The organism is Flavobacterium gelidilacus DSM 15343 (genome assembly GCF_000422685.1).
Taxonomy (GTDB): domain Bacteria; phylum Bacteroidota; class Bacteroidia; order Flavobacteriales; family Flavobacteriaceae; genus Flavobacterium; species Flavobacterium gelidilacus.
Genome location: NZ_AUGN01000009.1, coordinates 176,632 through 194,398, shown reverse-complemented (window position 1 = coordinate 194,398; position 17,767 = coordinate 176,632). Strand labels below are relative to the sequence as shown.

Here is a 17,767-nt window from a genome sequence, read left to right as displayed (position 1 = left end):
CACAGGAGATTTAATTAGTGGTTTAACATTAGATAGTGGCATACCAGCAGGTTCAGGATATGAGTATCAATGGTCATTAAACGGATCGGCTATATCAGGAGCTATTGATGCTACTTATACAATAAGTACTGTTGCACCAGGAGAGTATTCAGTTGTGGTAACTAGTACATCTCCACAAGGATGTGTATCAGCGCCATCGGGTGTGTTTACAGTTATCCAATCAGGTCCACCGGCTAATATTGAAACTTATGTAACAGGTGCTTTTGAGCAGACGCAAACGATAACGGTTGTCAATGATGGATATGGAGTTTACCAATATCAATTAGAACCAGGAGCGCCATGGCAGTCTAGTGCTGTGTTTAGTAATGTTCCAGCAGGAGTTGTTTATACTATTCAGATTAAAGATGTTAAGACACCAAATCCATGTGCTGGAGATGAGACAGTGGGAGTTCAAGTGATTAATTATCCACATTTCTTTACACCAAATGGCGATGGAATAAATGACACATGGAATATTAGAGGATTAAATGGTCAAGAAACCGCAAAAATTTATATCTTTGACCGCTACGGAAAATTATTGAAACAAATTAGTCCATTAGATAGCGGAGGTTGGAACGGAACATTTAACGGACAACCACTACCAGCAACGGATTATTGGTTCACGGTAGATTTTTATGAAATTACAACAAACGGTATATTAATACCAAAACAATTTAAAGCTCACTTTTCATTAAAACGATAATAGACTTTAAATAATAAGATTAAAAAAAGGCTTTCTCAATTGAGAAAGCCTTTTTGTTTTTATAATAAAACCTAATTGTTTTACTCTAATTCCAGTTAAGTATTAGCAAAAAAAAAGCCCTAAAAGGGCTTTTTTTACATTTGTATATTATTATATCTTATTATAAACTTTTATTGCTTCTTTAAGAATTTTAACCGATTTTACTAAATCTTCTTTTTTAAGAACATAAGCAATTCTAACTTCATCTAACCCAACATTAGGGGAAGAATAAAAACCTGCAGCAGGAGCAACCATTACAGTTTCTCCATCTAAATCATATGATTCTAGTAGCCATTGAGCAAAATCATTAGCACTTTTAATTGGTAATTTAGCAATACAATAAAAAGCCCCTTTTGGGGTAGCAACTTGAACGCCTTCAATTTTTAATAATTCTTCAATTAGTATATCTCGTCTTTCTTTATATTCTTCGATAACTTCATCAAAATAACTTTGTGGCGTATCTAAAGCTGCTTCACTAGCAATTTGTGCATATGTTGGTGGACTTAATCTGGCTTGAGCAAATTTCATGGCTGCTGCCATTACTTCTGTATTTTTAGAAACAATACATCCAATTCTTGCACCACACATACTAAAACGCTTAGAAACGGAATCAATCATTATTGCATGATTTTCTAATCCTTTTACATTCATTACAGAATAATGCTTAAAACCATCATAAGTAAACTCTCTATAAACTTCATCAGCAATCAAAAACAAATCGTGTTTAATTACAATTTGTGCTAGTTGATTTATTTCTTCTTCAGAATATAAATATCCAGTTGGATTTCCTGGGTTACAAATTAAAATGGCTTTGGTTCTTGGTGTAATTAATTTTTCAAAATCTTCAATTGGAGGTAAAGAAAATCCAGTTTCTATACTTGAAATTACAGGAACTACTTTAACACCAGAAGCAACAGAGAAACCATTATAATTAGCGTAAAAAGGTTCAGGAATAATAATTTCATCATCAACATCCATAGTACTTCCTAAAGCAAAAAGTAATGCTTCAGAACCTCCAGTAGTTATGATGATATTTTGTGTATCAATAGGTATATTTTGATTTTTATAATATTTTGAAAGTTTCTCTCTATAGCTTTCAAAACCAGCAGAGTGGCTATATTCTAATACTTCAATATTTGCATTTTTAACAGCATCAAGGGCTACTTGTGGAGTTTTAATGTCAGGTTGACCAATGTTTAGGTGATAAACCTTATTTCCTTTTTTCTTTGCAATTTCTGCATAAGGCACCAATTTTCTTATTGGTGATTCAGGCATTTGTGATCCTTTTTTTGAAATTTTTGGCATCTTAAGTTGTTTTTTAAAGTACAAAATTGCAACTTTTTTTTAAAATAAAACATGAATGTTGATTTTAAAATGCTCATTTATCAAATTACTTTATTAACTTTATAAAAACTAATAGATATATGTATAGAAAAGGGGTTTTGATTTTAATTTTACTTATTTCAAATATAACTATTAGTCAAGTTAATAATAGCTGGTATTCAAATAAAGATAAAATTATTATTCCTTTTGATTTTTCAAATAACTTAATAATTTTAGATGTATTTATAAACGAAGTACCTCTAAAAGTTATTTTAGACACTGGAACAGAAAAAAATATATTATTCAGTTTTCCTAGTAATGATACTATTGAATTATTTAATCCAATTAAAACTAAAATATCTGGTGTTGGAGCTGGTAAAGCGATTGATGCACTAATTTCCTCAAACAATAAATTAAAAATAAAAGAATTTGAAGATAATGATTTTACTGTTTTAATTTTAAATGAGAATAATATAAACTTTATTAGCAAGTTAGGAAAAGAGATAAATGGAATAATTGGTTATACTTTTTTTAAGGATAGATTAATAGAAATCGATTATGACAGAAAGAAAATCATTATACATAAAAACAGGGATTATTTAAAAAAAAGAAAGTTTAAAAAATTTTCAAAACTTAAAATAGATTTAATAAATAATAAGCCATATGTTAAAACTAATTCAACTTTTGATGATGAAAACTTATCCATAAAATTATTATTAGATACAGGTTTAAGTGACGGTTTATGGATTTTTAAAAATGATTCCTTAAAAATACCTGAGCTATTTTTAAATGATTATCTAGGTTTTGGGCTTGCAGGAGAGATACATGGAAAAAGAGCTAGAATTGAAAAACTACAATTTTCAAATTTTGAATTTGAAGAAGTTTTAGTAGCCTATCCAGATTCATTATCTTTTAACAATGTGAATTTAATTTTTGGCAGAAATGGCTCAATTGGTGGTGAATTGTTAAAACGTTTCCATTTATTTATTGATTACAAAGAGCAATTGTTGTATTTAAAAAAAAGTCAGTCCTATAATGACGCTTTTAACTATAATATGTCTGGAATTGAAGTGCAACATTCAGGTATAGAACCCATCAAAGAAGAAATAATATTGAATTCTTCACGTACTGAAGTAAATTTAATGGAATTTTTAAATGATAATTCAAAATATAAATACAACTATAGATTTATATTAAAGCCAATTTTTGTGGTGTCTAATATTAGAAAAAATTCACCTGCAGCAAATTCTGGCATATTGCCAGATGATAAAATAATTAGCATAAATAACAGAAAAGCCCATAATTATACCATTCAAAAAATAACAGACTTATTCCAATCCGAAGACGGAAAAAAGATAAAAATAGAAGTAGAACGAGATGGCAAAATAATAGAAGTCATTTTTTACCTTAAAAAAATCATATAAAAAAAGCCTCAAATTAATGAGGCTTCTTTTTTATTGTTCTAAAATTGATTTCTTTTTTTCAAGAAGATTGACTTCTTTTTTCTCAACAACTGTACCTTTAATTCTCAAGGTAACCATTCCACTAGGAACATTCACTGCATTACTTTCAACCGTAATAGACTTACTAATTGGTCCTGGATTCATATTGTACTGAACTTCAATAAAATCAGATTTCCCAGGCATAATAGGAGCAGATGGTTTAGTCGGAACCGTACATCCACAAGTAGATTTAACATTTTTAATCTCTAAAGGTGCGTCACCAGTATTCGTAAACTCAAATTTACGTTTACCATCATCATCTCCTTTGGTAACGGTTCCATAATTAATTGTTTCTTCTTTAAACTCAATCTTTGGACCTTGAGCAAAGGCAACCGTTGAAATAAACAAAACTGCAATTAAATTAAGTAAATTTTTCATCATATTATTTTTTTAATTATTGTAAAATTAAACACTTTTGCAAAAAATACAAACAAATTAACTTTTTTTATTTTAGCTTATATCGTTACTTTTGCAAATAGTTAATTGCAAAAACAATACCAAACTCAATTCTCTCTATTTTTGGAGCATTAAGGCTTGGGCATTTTTAGAAACCATATTCCTGCTATTCGTTACAATCTTTTCTTTCAAAAAAGGATTTTCACTACTATCAGGGTTAAAGAGTTTTCACAAACCTTTTGTAATGTTATTAGAAATTAAAGTATAAACATAAGAATCTGAAACAAGTTCAGATTAAACAATAAACAATATAAATGATTCCAGCTCAATTCAACGCAAAAGAAGTAGAACAAAAATGGTACGATTACTGGATGAAAAACAAGTATTTTCATTCAAAACCAGACGACAGAACTCCTTATACAATCGTAATTCCTCCACCAAACGTGACAGGAGTACTTCATATGGGACATATGTTGAACAACACCATTCAAGATGTTTTAATTCGTCGTGCTCGTTTAAAAGGGTTCAATGCTTGTTGGGTTCCTGGAACAGATCATGCTTCAATTGCAACTGAAGCAAAAGTTGTAGCCAAACTAAAATCAGAAGGAATTAACAAAGCCGATTTAACGCGTGAAGAATTCCTAAAACACGCTTACGATTGGACTGATAAATATGGAGGAACAATTTTAGAACAACTGAAACAATTAGGATGTTCATGCGATTGGGACAGAACTAAATTCACAATGGATCCAGATATGTCAGCTTCTGTAATCAAATCTTTCGTGGATTTGTATAATAAGGGTATGATTTATCGTGGGTATAGAATGGTAAATTGGGATCCAGAAGCTAAAACAACACTTTCTGATGAAGAAGTAATTCACGAAGAACGTCAAGGAAAATTATATTACATCAATTATAAAGTTGAAGGCACAAAAGATGTTTTAACCATTGCAACAACGCGTCCAGAAACTATTTTTGGAGATACAGCAATTTGCATCAATCCAAATGATGAACGTTTTTCACACTTAAAAGGTAAAAAAGCAATAGTTCCAATTTGCAATAGAGTTATTCCTATTATAGAAGACGAATATGTTGATATAGAATTCGGAACAGGTTGCTTAAAAGTAACACCAGCTCACGATGTTAACGATAAAGAATTAGGAAATAAACACAATCTTGAAATCATCGATATTTTTAATGAAGATGCTTCGTTAAATAGTTTCGGATTACATTTTCAAGGACAAGATAGATTTTTAGCTCGTGAAGAAGTTGCTAAAGAATTAGAAGCATGTGGCCTTTTAGTGAAAACTGAAATCCACATGAATAAAGTTGGAACTTCAGAAAGAACTAAAGCTGTTATTGAACCTAGATTATCAGATCAGTGGTTCTTAAAAATGGAAGATTTAGTTAAACCAGCTATCAAAGCCGTTTTAGAAACCGAAGAAGTTAAATTATATCCAAGTAAATTCAACAATACTTATCGTCATTGGTTAGAAAACATTCGTGATTGGAATATATCGCGTCAACTTTGGTGGGGACAACAAATCCCGGCTTATTTCTACGGAGACGGAAAAGAAGATTTCGTAGTTGCAGAAAATATTGAAGAAGCTTTAATTTTAGCACAAAATAAAACTGCCAACTCAGCACTGACCACTGAACACTTACGTCAGGACGTTGATGCTTTAGATACTTGGTTCTCCTCATGGTTATGGCCAATGGCTGTTTTTGGTGGAATAATGGATCCTGAAAATGAAGAGTTCAATTATTATTATCCTACAAATGATTTAGTAACTGGTCCAGATATTTTGTTTTTCTGGGTTGCTCGTATGATAATTGCAGGTTACGAATACACTGGAAAAAAACCATTCAACAATGTATATTTAACAGGTTTAGTTCGTGATAAACAACGTCGTAAGATGTCAAAATCATTAGGAAATTCTCCTGATCCATTAGAGTTAATTGAAAAATTTGGCGCTGATGGCGTTCGTGTTGGCTTACTTTTAAGTGCTTCAGCAGGAAACGATATCATGTTTGATGAAGAATTATGTAACAACGGTAAAGCTTTCGCAAATAAAATTTGGAATGCCTTCAGATTAATAAAAGGTTGGGAAGTTGCAGATATTCCTCAGCCAGAAGCTTCTAAAATAGCGATTGATTGGTATGAAGCTAAGTTGCAACAAACATTAGCCGAAATCGAACATAACTTTGAAAAATACAGATTGTCTGACGCTTTAATGAATATTTATAAATTAGTTTGGGACGATTTCTGTTCTTGGTTATTAGAAATAATCAAACCAGCTTACCAACAACCAATTGACAAAGCAACTTTTGATAAAGCCATTGAATTGTTAGAAGCTAATTTGAAATTATTACATCCATTTATGCCTTTCTTAACGGAAGAAATTTGGCAATACATTGCAGAAAGAACTCCAGAAGAAGCTTTAATTGTTTCAACTTGGCCAACAATGAAAGATACAAATGCAGATTTAATCGCTGAATTTGATTTTGCTGCAGAAGTTATTTCAGGAATTAGAACGATTCGTAAAGAGAAAAACATTGCTTTCAAAGATGTAATCGATTTAAAAATAATCAACAACGAAAAAGTAGCAACAAATTTTGATGCTGTTATCCTTAAATTAGGAAATATAGAAAGTTTAGAATATGTGACAGAAGCTGTTGAGGGAACATTGACTTACAGAGTAAAATCAAACGAATATTTTATTCCAATTGCTGGAAATATTGATGTAGCTGCCGAAATTGAAAAATTAGAAGCAGAATTAAAATACACACAAGGTTTCTTAAAATCGGTTCAAGGTAAATTGAAAAACGAAAAATTCGTTGCTGGTGCACCAGAACAAGTTATTGCAAACGAAAGAAACAAAGAAGCTGATGCTTTAGCAAAAATTGCTACAATAGAGCAAAGCTTGGCTAGTTTGAAGTAGATCAAAAAATTAAATAGGTTAAAAACTAATAACGAATGAGTAATGAAAAAATAGTTCTTATTGCTTTAAGTATACTTTACATACCTTTGTTTTTATTGGAATTTTTATTTTTTATAAAACTTCTTAAAAGACCTAAAGTGAATTTTAAAATTACTTTTAAATATATAATTATATCATTTATTATTATAATGATTGGTGTTTTTACTTTGAGCTATACTAACTATTTAAATTATGAAAAGCCTATTCCTTTTAAAGACATAAATAGCATTAATTTTAAAAAATTTAAAGGAATAGAACTCTTTCAAAAAGAATTATTTGGTAGTAAATATTTTGCATATGTTGTTACAAGTATAGAAGTTGATCATGAAATAGATAGTGTTTCAATAATTTCATATTTTCATCCATCTAGTTCTTTTGTTTATAATAAAGAGTCAAGGTTTAAAGATATGCTTACACATGAATTATATCATTTTAAAATAACTGAATTATTTGCTAGGAGAGCTAAAGAAAAAATTTCTACATTTGAAAAAATTTCTAAGAAAGAGATCAATATAATTGTTGAAGAAATGGAATATGAGGAAAGGAAATTTCAAATAAAGTATGATTATGATACTCATCATAGTTTTATTTATAATAAACAAATTGAATATCAAAAAACTATAGATAGCTTACTCTTAAAATTAAATAATTTCAAAAAGCCAAAAATTAAAATATATGAAAATTAATAAATTAGTGCTAATTCTTTTTGTTGCATTTATAGGATGTAATAATGAAGATCATAATTTCCCAATGGATAAAAGATTTTGGTCAATTAATGATTATAGAAATGCAGTAACAGAACTAAGGTCTGGTTATAAGGAAGACGAGGAATTACCTAATTTTAATAATTTAGAAACCAGAGCTATTGTCGAGAAATTTACTGACACGGAAAATTTTAATGTAGTGTTACAAGATAATGAATTAGGTATTAAACATAAAAATGAAGTAGCAGGAGATTTTTTTATGGTTTGGAAAGACATGATTAATATTTATAATATTTTAGACAAGAAGGATAAATACACTTATGAACTGGAATATTTAGAAACTTATAAGTTTGGATTAGAATTACAGTTGTCTTATTTCAAATTAGGGAATGAAGAAATACTAAAAAGCGCTGATGATCCTGATTCTGAATCTACGAAAAGAGTATTAGATTCAAATATTAGTACTTTAATTAGTAATTATACTAATTATCTTGATTTAGTTAATAGTGAAAATGCTTTTTCAGAAAATGGAAAAAAAGTATATGCTGAGAGTATTTCAGAGTATTTCTCAAAACTTATTAATAATCATCCAGATTTTGATTATAGTGATTTAAAATCAAAAAATACATTACTTATGTCAAAATCAAATTCTGAAATAATTAAAAATTCTCTAAAAGAAATTAATATTTTAATAGATTCAAAAAAAAGCTATTGATAAAGCTTAAAAATTAATAATCAAAAATCCCGTTTAGTTGTAAAACCAAACGGGATTTTTTTAATAAACTAACCTAATTTATTTTTTATCTCTTCCTTTATATTGTTTAAAAAGAGTTCTTGTAAATTCTTCTTCAGCTTTTTTGAGTTGTAATACTTTTTTGGCACCAATAATTTCTTTAGCTTCTTTAACAAATTTCTTTCTTAAAGTCAATAATTCCTCATCAATAGATTCCATTTCTGAAAGAATAGTTGCTGCTTCTTTATCGTTTAATTTGTCTAAACCTTCATCTTTATATTTCTTCATAATGGTTCTCATTTTGGTATGACGTAAATCAAATTGTTTTTCGTCATAAGCATTGTAAATGGGCCAAAACTTTTCAGCTTCAGAAGAGGTAAGGCTTAATTCTTTAGTAATATAGGCTACTTTTAAAGCTTTTACTTTTTCTATTTTTTCTTTGCTAGGTTGTGCAATCGATACAATCGAAAACAAAACAACCATTAATGTAATAAGTTTTCTCATTTTTTATTCGTTTAAATATAAATCAATATTTTGATAATTTTCTTCTAAATACAATTCAACGGCATCATCATTTAAAGCTAAACTTTCTTCAAGAGATGCAAAATCTTCGTTGGTTAATTCGGTTGCAATTTCATAATTAGTCATTGTAGGTTGCATAGCTAAATAAGTTTCAATGGTTTCGTCCTCAACTGTATTTGTATGTGTTGTTGTATCATTCATTGAAAAATAAACAGGCAAAGCAATTGAGACTAATAATACAGCAGCAATACTTGTCATCCAAACTCTTTTGTTTTGCCATAATGAAATTACTTTTGGCTCTTTTTCAACAACTAATTGATTTAGCATTTTGCTTTCAAATTGTTCAAAATAACCTTCAGGAACTTTAAATCCTGATTCTATTTTTTCATTATTTAGATTAATATTCTTCATATTTATAAGACTGTTTTTTTTGTAAAAGGTTTAATTTGATTTTAAAAACTCTTCGATTTTCTTTGTAGCTATATGGTAACTCGCTTTTAAAGCCCCAACAGAAGTATCTAGAATTTCAGACATTTCTTCATATTTTAATTCTTCAAAATACTTCATTTTAAAAACCAATTGTTGTTTTTCTGGTAATATTGCAATAGCTTTTTGTAATTTTAACTGAATTTCATCACCTTCAAAATAAACATCACTTTCTAAATTATTAATGGCTTTATTTTGAACTTCTTCATTAGAAATACCACTTTTTTTAGCTTTTTGTTGTAAAAATGTCAAGGATTCATTAGTTGCAATTCGATACATCCAAGAATATAATTTACTATCGCCTTTAAAATTCTTCACATTTGAAAACACTTTAATAAACGTATTTTGTAATACATCATCAGTATCATCATGGTTTAAAACAATGTTACGTATATGAAAATATAAAGGCTTCTGATATAATTCCAATAGCTTTTTGAACGCATCATTTTGCGTTTTAGGATTTGATAATTCCGATAAAAAAGCTTTTTCGTCTTGCAAGTTTTAAATCATTTGTTGATAAGACTAAAGATATACAAAAAGGTTTAATATAATTTTTAAAAATCTTTTGTACAATGTACCTTTGGCAAAACAACACTACAATGGTACAAACTGTAATTTTTGATATGGATGGCGTAATTGTCGACACAGAACCCGTTCATCATTATGCTTATTTTCAACATTTTCAACAATTAAACATTGAGGTTTCAGATGAGTTATATAGAACTTATACCGGAAATTCGACTCGAAACGTTTTTCAGAAAATAAAAGCCCAATTTAATTTATCGCATGAAGTTGAAGATTTAATTCAGACCAAAAGAAGTATTTTTAACGATGCTTTCGACACAAAAGAAGATTTATATTTAATTGAAGGCGTAGAAGACTTAATCAAAGATTTACATGCCAACGGAATTCAGTTAATCTTAGCATCATCAGCTTCTAAAGTCACGATTGATAGGGTTTTTAATCGTTTTAACTTGAATCAATACTTCACACATAAAGTTTCAGGAGAAGATTTTCCAAAGTCAAAACCACATCCAGCCATTTTTGAACATGCTGCAAGTTTATCAATTGCTCCAAAAGAGAATTGTATCGTTATAGAAGACAGTACAAACGGAATTGAAGCTTCTGTTGCCGCAAATATTTATTGTGTTGGATATGATAGTTTACATTCGAAAGACCAAGATTTATCTAAAGCTAATATTTTAGTCAAACATTTTAAGGATTTGAATGCTGAAATTATAAAGAATTTGAAATAGTTTTTAATTCCCCTCCAAAGGAATGAAAATATTAACTTCAATCAGGATTTGTATGTTTATCCACAATTCTCTTACTATCTTTTTTAACATCAGCGTTTTTACGCATTCCCCATAAAATATCGCTAGAGTGTTTTCTACTTTTTTCTAAATCTACAATGGGATAAGGATAATTTATGCCTAATTTAAAACTGTATAATTCTTGTTCAATTAAAGTTAATTTCCATGGTTCATGAATAAACGCAGTTGGAATTTCGGCTAATTCAGGAACCCATTTTTTAATAAAAACACCTTCTTCGTCATGTTCAATAGAATTTTTTACTGGATTATAAACTCTCAAAGTATTTATACCAGTAACTCCAGCTTGCATTTGCAATTGAGGATAATGAATTCCGGGTTCAAAATCTAAAAACTGTTTTGCTAAGTGTGGTGAACAATTTTGCCATGGTTGCCATAAATTATGCGTATAAAAAGAAACTACTAAAGCTCTCATTCTAAAATTTAGATAACCAGTTGTATTTAAACATCGCATACAAGCATCAACAATTGGAATACCTGTTTTTCCATCTGTCCAAGAATTATGGTAAAACGGATTTATAGGCTGTAATAAATTACGATAGCCTTTATTGACCGCAATAAATTCCATACTACTTTCCATTTCAAATTTTTGAATGAAATGCGCTTGCCAACGTAATCGTGACACAAAATTAGAAATTTGTCTTTTATGAATTCCTTTTTGAGAGTATTTCCAAGCTTCGTCATAAACTTGTCTAATGGATAAATTTCCCCAAGCAATGTATGGTGACAAGCGACTGCAACCCATTCTAGCTTTTTCTGGTTTAGAAATGTGTTTTGAATAGTTTGCAACACGTTCTTTAAAAAAAGAATTTAGATACCTTAAAGCTGTTGGTGTTCCTCCTTTTTGAAAGGGTGTATTTTTATCAGTAACTAAAGAAGGTTTATTGAATTGGTTTTCAATTTCTTCAATGTCTTTGTATTTGATAAATGAACGACCATTTGCTTCAAGAGGAAAACAATCTTTATCCATATAATCGTACCAATCTTCTTTCCAAGATTTTCTGTTCTTAATACCTCTTATTACAATATTATTTATACTTTCATACCACGGAATTTCGTGTTGATTTAGAAACGAAGTGATTTTTTTATCTCTGTCAAAAGTAATTTTTATGCCAGTTTCTTGGTGCGAATAAACAGCACGAATAGAAATAAGATTTTTTAGTTTTTTGAATATATCAATGGCTTCACCTTCAACAATTAGTATTTGGGTGTGATATTGTAAAAGTTCTTTCTGAAGGCTTTCTAAGGATTGTTTTATAAAATCAAAGTGTCTTTGACTATAATGAATATCTTTTTGAAGAGAAGGCTCAAATATATAAAGTAAAAGTGTCTTTCGTCCAGATGAAATAGCATTATAAAGCACTTCATTATCATTCAAACGTAAATCTCTTTTAAACCAAACAATATTCATTTTTTTTCTTTTTTCAATTTTTTACTTATCCTACAGCTTCTTTATAAGTCTTTAAACAAAGCTCTCTAGCTTCTTTGTGATCGACTATTGGTTTTGGGTAATGCTGAGTTTCTAATTCAGGAACCCATTTTTTGATGTATTTTAAGTCTTTGTCAAATTTCTTAATTTGTTCTGTTGGGTTAAAAATCCTGAAATATGGAGCTGCATCAACACCTGAACCAGCTGCCCATTGCCAATTTCCAACATTGCTGGATTGTTCATAATCTAACAATTTTTGAGCAAAATAGGTTTCGCCCCATTTCCAATCAATTAATAAATGTTTGCATAAAAAACTTGCCACAACCATTCGAACTCGATTGTGCATGTGACCTGTTTTGTTTAGTTCACGCATTCCTGCATCTACAATAGGATAACCTGTTTTTCCGTTACACCATTTTTGAAATAATTCTTCATTGTTTTTCCACTGAATAGCATCGTATTTTGGTCTAAAACTTGAATTTACTGTGTATGGAAAATGCCATAAAATTTGCATAAAAAATTCTCTCCAAATTAATTCTTTTAAGAAAGTTTCATTTTGAAAACTAGCTGCATGATTCACCATTTTTCGAATAGAAATAGCTCCAAATCTTAAGTATGTACCCAACATTGATGTTCCATTTAAAGAGGGGAAATTTCGGGTTTCTTCATAGTTTGAAATCACTTTATCACTAATGTCAAAAGGTGTGAATTTTATGGAAGAAACTTCAAAACCAATATCTTTTAGACTTAAAAAGGGATAAGAGTGGTCTGTAATTTTTTCAAGTTTTTCATCAGAATTGTAGTGATTTAATTTAATTTTAGAAAAAGCTTCTTTCCATTTTTTTGAAAAAGGTGTATAAACTACATAAGGAGTTCCATCGTCTTTTACAACTTCACTTTTTTCAAAAATTACTTGGTCTTTACTAGTTTTGAATTGAATGTCATTTTCTTTGAATAATTGATTCATTTCCTTATCGCGTTTTCTGGCATATGGCTCATAGTCGTGATTGGTATAAACTGTTTTGATCTTATTTTCTTTGATTAATTTTTCAAAAATTGCCTTGGGTTCTCCGTGAAATATAGCTAGTGACTTTCCGTTTTCTTGAAGTTTGGTTTGAATTTTGGATAATAATTCATGTATAAAAGTCACACGAGCATCATCTTTAGGTAATTCAGATAAAATTTTTTCATCAAAAATAAAGATAGGAAGAGTTTTATTTTCATCATTCAAAGCATGAAATAATCCAACATTGTCTTCTAAACGTAAATCTCTTCTAAACCAAAATATATTCATAGCAACAATAATATAAATTACAAAAAGCAAAGTCCAATTTTCACAAAACCTTTTAACTTAAAAAAAAGTTTATCCATTAACCAATAAAGTTGACATTCCGCCATCAACATGAAGAATTTGTCCACTCATCCAACTACTATTTTCACTCAATAAGAAAGTTGCCATTTGAGCAATATCTTCAGGTTGACCAAATCGTTTTAAAGGATGTCTTTGAGAAGATTTTTCTTTTTTGACATCGTTATTTAAGAATTTATCAGCAAGAGGTGTATCTGTTAGGGAAGGAGCAATAACATTGACTCTGATTTTTGGAGCATATTCAGCAGCTAGTGCTTTTGCAAAACCTTCAATTGCACCTTTTGAAGCAGCAACACTTGTGTGAAAAGGCATTCCCATACTTGCAGCCACGCTACTAAATAGGACAATACTTGATTGTTTTGAAGCTGTTAAATTAGGTAAAATGGCTTGAATAACCTTAACTAATCCAATAAAATTGATTTGTAAATCATTTTCAAAGGCTTCTATTTTTAACCCTTTAAAAGGTCTTAAATTAATGCTCCCTGGTAAATAGACTAATCCATCAATAACTTCTGGCAATAGAGATTTGTCTAAAGTGTCTGAAGAAACATCAAACGGAATGTGAGTCACATTTAAATTTGATAAATTTTCATTTGTTCTAGAAGCGACAAATACGTTGTTATTGTTTTGAATTTCTTTAGCTATTGCTAATCCAATTCCGTAAGAACCTCCTATTAATAATATATTTTTCATTTTCTGCTGAATTAATTTACTTCACTAAATTTTACTTTTTTGAATGAGTTAAGTGAACTTTGTTACAGCATCTTTCGATGCCAATTTGTTATTTGTTATTTAAATTCTCCAAACATTTCAATTAACTTCTTTCTTCTGTATTCGAAGATTTCATTTAATTTGGGTTGTACAATAAAGGGTTGCACCATTTGACCTAATATTCCCATTGGAACTTTGTAGTCTACAATATCTTCCATTTCAACGCCACCATTAATTTCTTTTATAAAATGTTTGTGATGCCAAAGAGCATAAGGTCCAAAACGTTGTTCATCTACAAAGAATTTTTTATTTACTACATGAGTGATTTCTGTAACCCATTTGGTTTTAATTCCTAAAACAGGAGTAACGATATATTGAATTAATTGTCCTGGATACATTGGTCTGTCTGCTCCAGAAATAATTTCGAATCCCATATATTCAGGAGTTATAGTTTTTAAATTTCTAGGGTTTGATAAAAATTCCCAAGCTTCGTCTAAAGATATAGGTATATTTTGCTTGGTATGTACAGTATATATTTTCATTATTATTTTTTGTAAAGATAGCTATTGTTTAACTAATTATGAAAAATATCAAACAAAATATTTTAAATTTTAGATAGCTTTAACATTAGTTTGATGAATATTTCTTAAATTCGTAGCATAAAAAAAACAACATATGAAAAAATTATTTTTAGTAGCATTTTTTGCACTCTCTAGTTTAGCGATTACTGCTCAAGTAAAAACGCCACAGGCAAGTCCAAGTTCTAAAGTGGAACAAGTGGTTGGTTTAACTTCGGTTGAAGTTAATTATTCACGTCCAAGTGCTAAAGGAAGAACTGTTTTTGGAGAATTAGTTCCTTATGGTTCAAATTGGAGAACAGGTGCAAACGCAAATACATTGGTTACATTTTCTGAAAATGTAAAAATTGAAGGAAAAGATTTAGCAAAAGGTACTTATTCTTTATACACAACTCCAAAAGCTGATAGTTGGGATGTGATTTTCTATAAAACTACTGATAATTGGGGTTTACCAGAAAAATGGAATGATGCAGATGTTGCTGTTAAAGTTTCAGTTAAGCCAGAATCTACTAACAGACAAATTGAAACATTTACTATTGCATTTGATAATATTACAAATGACAACGCTGTTTTGAGTATACAATGGGAAAAAACTATTGTTCCAATAAAAATTGAAGTTCCTACAAAAGAAGTAGCAATTTCTAGTATTGAAAAAACTTTAGCTGGACCAAAAGCTGGTGATTATTTTTCAGCAGGTCAATATTTTTATAACTCTAATGGAGATATGAATAAAGCTTTAAGTTGGGTAAATCAAGCGATTGATTTAACTGAAAAAGGTAAAGATGTTCCTTTTTGGTATTTACGTCAAAAATCTTTGATTCAAGCAAAATTAAATGATAAAAAAGGAGCTATTGAAACTGCAAAGTTATCTTTAGCTGCTGCAATTAAAGCAGGAAATAAAGACTATGAAAAAATGAATAACGATTCAATTGCTGAATGGTCAAAAAAATAAGAACCTACTTTTAAGTAATAGAAAAAGCCTTTCCTAATCGAAAGGCTTTTTTATGTAATATTATTTGAGTTATTAATCTTTTAGCTCTATGCTTCAGTTAAAGAATCTTTACTATTTAAAAATCGCTGAATACTTAATGATAAAATAATTGTCAACATTGCTCCAATAAAATTCAACCAAAGGAAACTAACTACATCAATATAGAAAATGTAAAATATGGTCAATTGACTAATACAAGCTGCAATGAATATTGATTTTCCTTTTACATAGTTAATATAAAATCCGACAAGAAAAATACCTAATACAGTACCGTAGAATATTGAACCAATGATGTTTACTAATTGAATTAAATTTTCAAATAGCGAACTTATACAAGCAAATCCGATAGCGACTAATCCCCAAAATAAAGTAAAATATTGTGTAGCATAAACATAATGTTTGTCTGATTTACCTTCTTTATTTCTTTTATAAATATCAATAGTTGACGTTGCAGCTAAAGAATTTAAACCAGAAGCACTTGATGACATTGCTGCACTAAATATAACGGCTAATAACAGACCTAAAATTCCTTTTGGCAAATGATGTAATATGAAATATAAAAAGACATAATCTTTGTCATTTGTTTCGGCTTTTGAATCTGATTTAGCAATTAATTCTTTAGCCTCTTCTCGCAATTCTTTTTCTTGAATGGTTAACTTTTGCATGTTTTTTTTCAAGGCTTTGTTATCATACTCAAGATTTAATTGCTCAATATAAATATGATTGATTACATTCTTTTCTTCATTTATAACTTCTAATTTATCTTCAAGTTTTTTGTAATCTTCTTTGTATTTAGAATTTTCAATATTGGTAACATTGGTTGGATTAAAATGCAATGGAGCACTATTAAATTGGTAAAAAACAAAAACCAAAACTCCAGTCAAAAGGATGAAAAACTGCATTGGAACTTTAAGAATTCCGTTCATGATTAATCCCATTTGGCTTTCCTTTACAGATTTTCCAGAAAGATAACGACCCACTTGTGATTGATCTGTTCCAAAATAAGAAAGCATCAAGAAAAATCCACCAGTGATTCCACTCCAAAACGTGTAACGTGTTTCTGGATTATAGGAGAAATCAAGAATATCCATTTTACCGTTAGCACCTGCAATTTTTAAAACATTTCCAAAATCTAATTGTTCAGGTAATTGATTTAGAATAATTACAAACGTTATAACCATTCCACAAAAAATCACAAACATTTGTTGTTTTTGTGTAACATTTACGGCTTTAGTTCCACCCGTTACTGTGTAAATAATAACCAAAATACCGATTATAATATTTAGCATAAACAAATTCCAACCCAATAAAGCCGAAAGAATAATAGCCGGAGCATAAATCGTAATTCCAGTTCCTAAACCTCTTTGAATTAAGAATAAAATTGCGGCTAAAGTCCTTGTGTTTACATCAAAACGTTGTTCTAAATATTCATAAGCTGTGTAAACTTTTAATTTATGATATATTGGTATAAAAGTATAAGCAATTACAACCATAGCCAAAGGTAAACCAAAATAGAATTGTACAAACCCCATTCCATCATGATAGGCTTGCCCGGGTGTAGAAAGAAAGGTAATAGCACTCGCTTGAGTTGCCATAACTGATATTCCAACGGTAAACCAAGGTGTTTCGTTGTTTCCTAAAATATAGTCTTTAACATTAGCACTTCCTTTTGTTTTTATGGCTCCATAAATAACAATAAAAAGTAAGGTAACCGATAAGACAATCCAATCTAAATTTGCCATATTAAGTGAACATTTCCATTAATAAATAAAATACTAATATGTAAAGAGCATTCAGCACCAAAACGATGCTGTAACTCATTTTCCATTTGTTTTTTTCTTTTTTCATATTTATTCTGAACTTGTTTATGCTGAATTTATTTCAGTATTTCAGAATCTTTCGAATCTGAAATTATTTTTTTTTTTAATTT

The 17,767-nt window shown here is 29.4% G+C and carries 17 protein-coding genes; 7 read left to right on the top strand and 10 right to left on the bottom strand.

The features are described from left to right. The coding region (locus G507_RS0105705; protein WP_026716593.1) for a T9SS type B sorting domain-containing protein at positions 1–742 on the top strand (742 nt) is incomplete at its 5' end. A 150-nt stretch (positions 743–892) separates the two neighbouring features. Here the strand turns inward: G507_RS0105705 and G507_RS0105700 are convergent. Beyond that, positions 893–2,086 carry a pyridoxal phosphate-dependent aminotransferase gene (locus G507_RS0105700; RefSeq protein WP_026716592.1) on the bottom strand — a complete coding sequence of 398 codons (1,194 nt, stop codon included), beginning with the start codon at positions 2,084–2,086 and terminating at the stop codon, positions 893–895. 119 nt (positions 2,087–2,205) lie between these two features. On the opposite strand from G507_RS0105700, the gene G507_RS0105695 reads away from it, so the two are divergent. After that, positions 2,206–3,528, top strand: a complete 1,323-nt coding sequence (locus tag G507_RS0105695) for a PDZ domain-containing protein (RefSeq protein ID WP_026716591.1) — start codon at positions 2,206–2,208, stop codon at positions 3,526–3,528. Positions 3,529–3,558: 30 nt separating this feature from the next. Here the strand turns inward: G507_RS0105695 and G507_RS0105690 are convergent, their stop codons facing one another. Continuing rightward, the gene (locus G507_RS0105690; RefSeq protein ID WP_035665707.1) at positions 3,559–3,984 is read right to left on the bottom strand and encodes a DUF1573 domain-containing protein; all 426 of its coding nucleotides are present in this window, start codon (positions 3,982–3,984) and stop codon (positions 3,559–3,561) included. A gap of 332 nt (positions 3,985–4,316) precedes the next feature. On the opposite strand from G507_RS0105690, the gene G507_RS0105685 reads away from it, so the two are divergent. Genes G507_RS0105685 through G507_RS0105675 form a run of 3 tightly spaced genes read left to right on the top strand, consistent with a single transcriptional unit; the run spans position 4,317 to position 8,402 of the window. Beyond that, entirely contained in the window at positions 4,317–6,944 is a 2,628-nt protein-coding gene (locus G507_RS0105685) for a valine--tRNA ligase (RefSeq protein ID WP_026716589.1), read from the top strand. A gap of 35 nt (positions 6,945–6,979) precedes the next feature. After that, positions 6,980–7,669, top strand: coding sequence for a hypothetical protein (locus G507_RS0105680; RefSeq protein ID WP_026716588.1), 690 nt, complete (start codon positions 6,980–6,982; stop codon positions 7,667–7,669). Then, a complete protein-coding gene (locus G507_RS0105675) occupies positions 7,659–8,402 on the top strand; it encodes a hypothetical protein (protein ID WP_026716587.1) in 744 nt (247 codons plus the stop codon). The genes G507_RS0105680 and G507_RS0105675 overlap by 11 nt, the downstream gene beginning before the upstream one ends. A gap of 78 nt (positions 8,403–8,480) precedes the next feature. On the opposite strand, the gene G507_RS0105670 is transcribed toward G507_RS0105675, so the two are convergent. Genes G507_RS0105670 through G507_RS0105660 form a run of 3 tightly spaced genes read right to left on the bottom strand, consistent with a single transcriptional unit; the run spans position 8,481 to position 9,926 of the window. Beyond that, positions 8,481–8,924: a hypothetical protein gene (locus G507_RS0105670; RefSeq protein WP_026716586.1), complete on the bottom strand. Its 444-nt coding sequence runs from the start codon at positions 8,922–8,924 to the stop codon at positions 8,481–8,483. A 3-nt stretch (positions 8,925–8,927) separates the two neighbouring features. Continuing rightward, on the bottom strand, positions 8,928–9,353 hold the full coding sequence (locus G507_RS0105665) for a hypothetical protein (RefSeq protein ID WP_026716585.1): 426 nt from the start codon (positions 9,351–9,353) through the stop codon (positions 8,928–8,930). A 30-nt stretch (positions 9,354–9,383) separates the two neighbouring features. Continuing rightward, positions 9,384–9,926: an RNA polymerase sigma factor gene (locus tag G507_RS0105660; RefSeq protein WP_026716584.1), complete on the bottom strand. Its 543-nt coding sequence runs from the start codon at positions 9,924–9,926 to the stop codon at positions 9,384–9,386. 101 nt (positions 9,927–10,027) lie between these two features. Here G507_RS0105660 and G507_RS0105655 point away from each other — a divergent pair, with 101 nt between their 5' ends. After that, positions 10,028–10,684 (top strand): HAD family hydrolase, encoded by a 657-nt coding sequence (locus tag G507_RS0105655; RefSeq protein WP_026716583.1) that lies wholly within the window; start codon positions 10,028–10,030, stop codon positions 10,682–10,684. A 37-nt stretch (positions 10,685–10,721) separates the two neighbouring features. Here the strand turns inward: G507_RS0105655 and G507_RS0105650 are convergent, their stop codons facing one another. The 4 genes from G507_RS0105650 to G507_RS0105635 form a co-directional block, all read right to left on the bottom strand. After that, positions 10,722–12,170 carry a cryptochrome/deoxyribodipyrimidine photo-lyase family protein gene (locus G507_RS0105650; RefSeq protein ID WP_026716582.1) on the bottom strand — a complete coding sequence of 483 codons (1,449 nt, stop codon included), beginning with the start codon at positions 12,168–12,170 and terminating at the stop codon, positions 10,722–10,724. Between the two features lie 25 nt (positions 12,171–12,195). Continuing rightward, positions 12,196–13,482, bottom strand: coding sequence for a cryptochrome/photolyase family protein (locus tag G507_RS0105645; protein ID WP_026716581.1), 1,287 nt, complete (start codon positions 13,480–13,482; stop codon positions 12,196–12,198). A gap of 69 nt (positions 13,483–13,551) precedes the next feature. Further along, positions 13,552–14,250, bottom strand: coding sequence for an SDR family NAD(P)-dependent oxidoreductase (locus G507_RS0105640; RefSeq protein WP_026716580.1), 699 nt, complete (start codon positions 14,248–14,250; stop codon positions 13,552–13,554). 95 nt (positions 14,251–14,345) lie between these two features. Beyond that, positions 14,346–14,810, bottom strand: a complete 465-nt coding sequence (locus tag G507_RS0105635; protein WP_026716579.1) for an SRPBCC family protein — start codon at positions 14,808–14,810, stop codon at positions 14,346–14,348. A 133-nt stretch (positions 14,811–14,943) separates the two neighbouring features. Between G507_RS0105635 and G507_RS0105630 the strand changes: the two genes are divergently transcribed. After that, entirely contained in the window at positions 14,944–15,798 is an 855-nt protein-coding gene (locus tag G507_RS0105630; RefSeq protein WP_026716578.1) for a DUF2911 domain-containing protein, read from the top strand. A gap of 86 nt (positions 15,799–15,884) precedes the next feature. On the opposite strand, the gene G507_RS0105625 is transcribed toward G507_RS0105630, so the two are convergent. Further along, the gene (locus G507_RS0105625) at positions 15,885–17,579 is read right to left on the bottom strand and encodes a sodium:solute symporter family protein (RefSeq protein ID WP_026716577.1); all 1,695 of its coding nucleotides are present in this window, start codon (positions 17,577–17,579) and stop codon (positions 15,885–15,887) included. Positions 17,580–17,767 lie beyond the last annotated feature (188 nt).

Coding starts and splice junctions, on each gene's coding strand:
- G507_RS0105700 (WP_026716592.1), bottom strand. CDS start 2,086: ATGCCAAAAATTTCAAAAAAAGGATCACAAATGCCTGAATCACCAATA.
- G507_RS0105695 (WP_026716591.1), top strand. CDS start 2,206: ATGTATAGAAAAGGGGTTTTGATTTTAATTTTACTTATTTCAAATATA.
- G507_RS0105690 (WP_035665707.1), bottom strand. CDS start 3,984: ATGAAAAATTTACTTAATTTAATTGCAGTTTTGTTTATTTCAACGGTT.
- G507_RS0105685 (WP_026716589.1), top strand. CDS start 4,317: ATGATTCCAGCTCAATTCAACGCAAAAGAAGTAGAACAAAAATGGTAC.
- G507_RS0105680 (WP_026716588.1), top strand. CDS start 6,980: ATGAGTAATGAAAAAATAGTTCTTATTGCTTTAAGTATACTTTACATA.
- G507_RS0105675 (WP_026716587.1), top strand. CDS start 7,659: ATGAAAATTAATAAATTAGTGCTAATTCTTTTTGTTGCATTTATAGGA.
- G507_RS0105670 (WP_026716586.1), bottom strand. CDS start 8,924: ATGAGAAAACTTATTACATTAATGGTTGTTTTGTTTTCGATTGTATCG.
- G507_RS0105665 (WP_026716585.1), bottom strand. CDS start 9,353: ATGAAGAATATTAATCTAAATAATGAAAAAATAGAATCAGGATTTAAA.
- G507_RS0105655 (WP_026716583.1), top strand. CDS start 10,028: ATGGTACAAACTGTAATTTTTGATATGGATGGCGTAATTGTCGACACA.
- G507_RS0105650 (WP_026716582.1), bottom strand. CDS start 12,170: ATGAATATTGTTTGGTTTAAAAGAGATTTACGTTTGAATGATAATGAA.
- G507_RS0105645 (WP_026716581.1), bottom strand. CDS start 13,482: ATGAATATATTTTGGTTTAGAAGAGATTTACGTTTAGAAGACAATGTT.
- G507_RS0105640 (WP_026716580.1), bottom strand. CDS start 14,250: ATGAAAAATATATTATTAATAGGAGGTTCTTACGGAATTGGATTAGCA.
- G507_RS0105635 (WP_026716579.1), bottom strand. CDS start 14,810: ATGAAAATATATACTGTACATACCAAGCAAAATATACCTATATCTTTA.
- G507_RS0105630 (WP_026716578.1), top strand. CDS start 14,944: ATGAAAAAATTATTTTTAGTAGCATTTTTTGCACTCTCTAGTTTAGCG.
- G507_RS0105625 (WP_026716577.1), bottom strand. CDS start 17,579: ATGGCAAATTTAGATTGGATTGTCTTATCGGTTACCTTACTTTTTATT.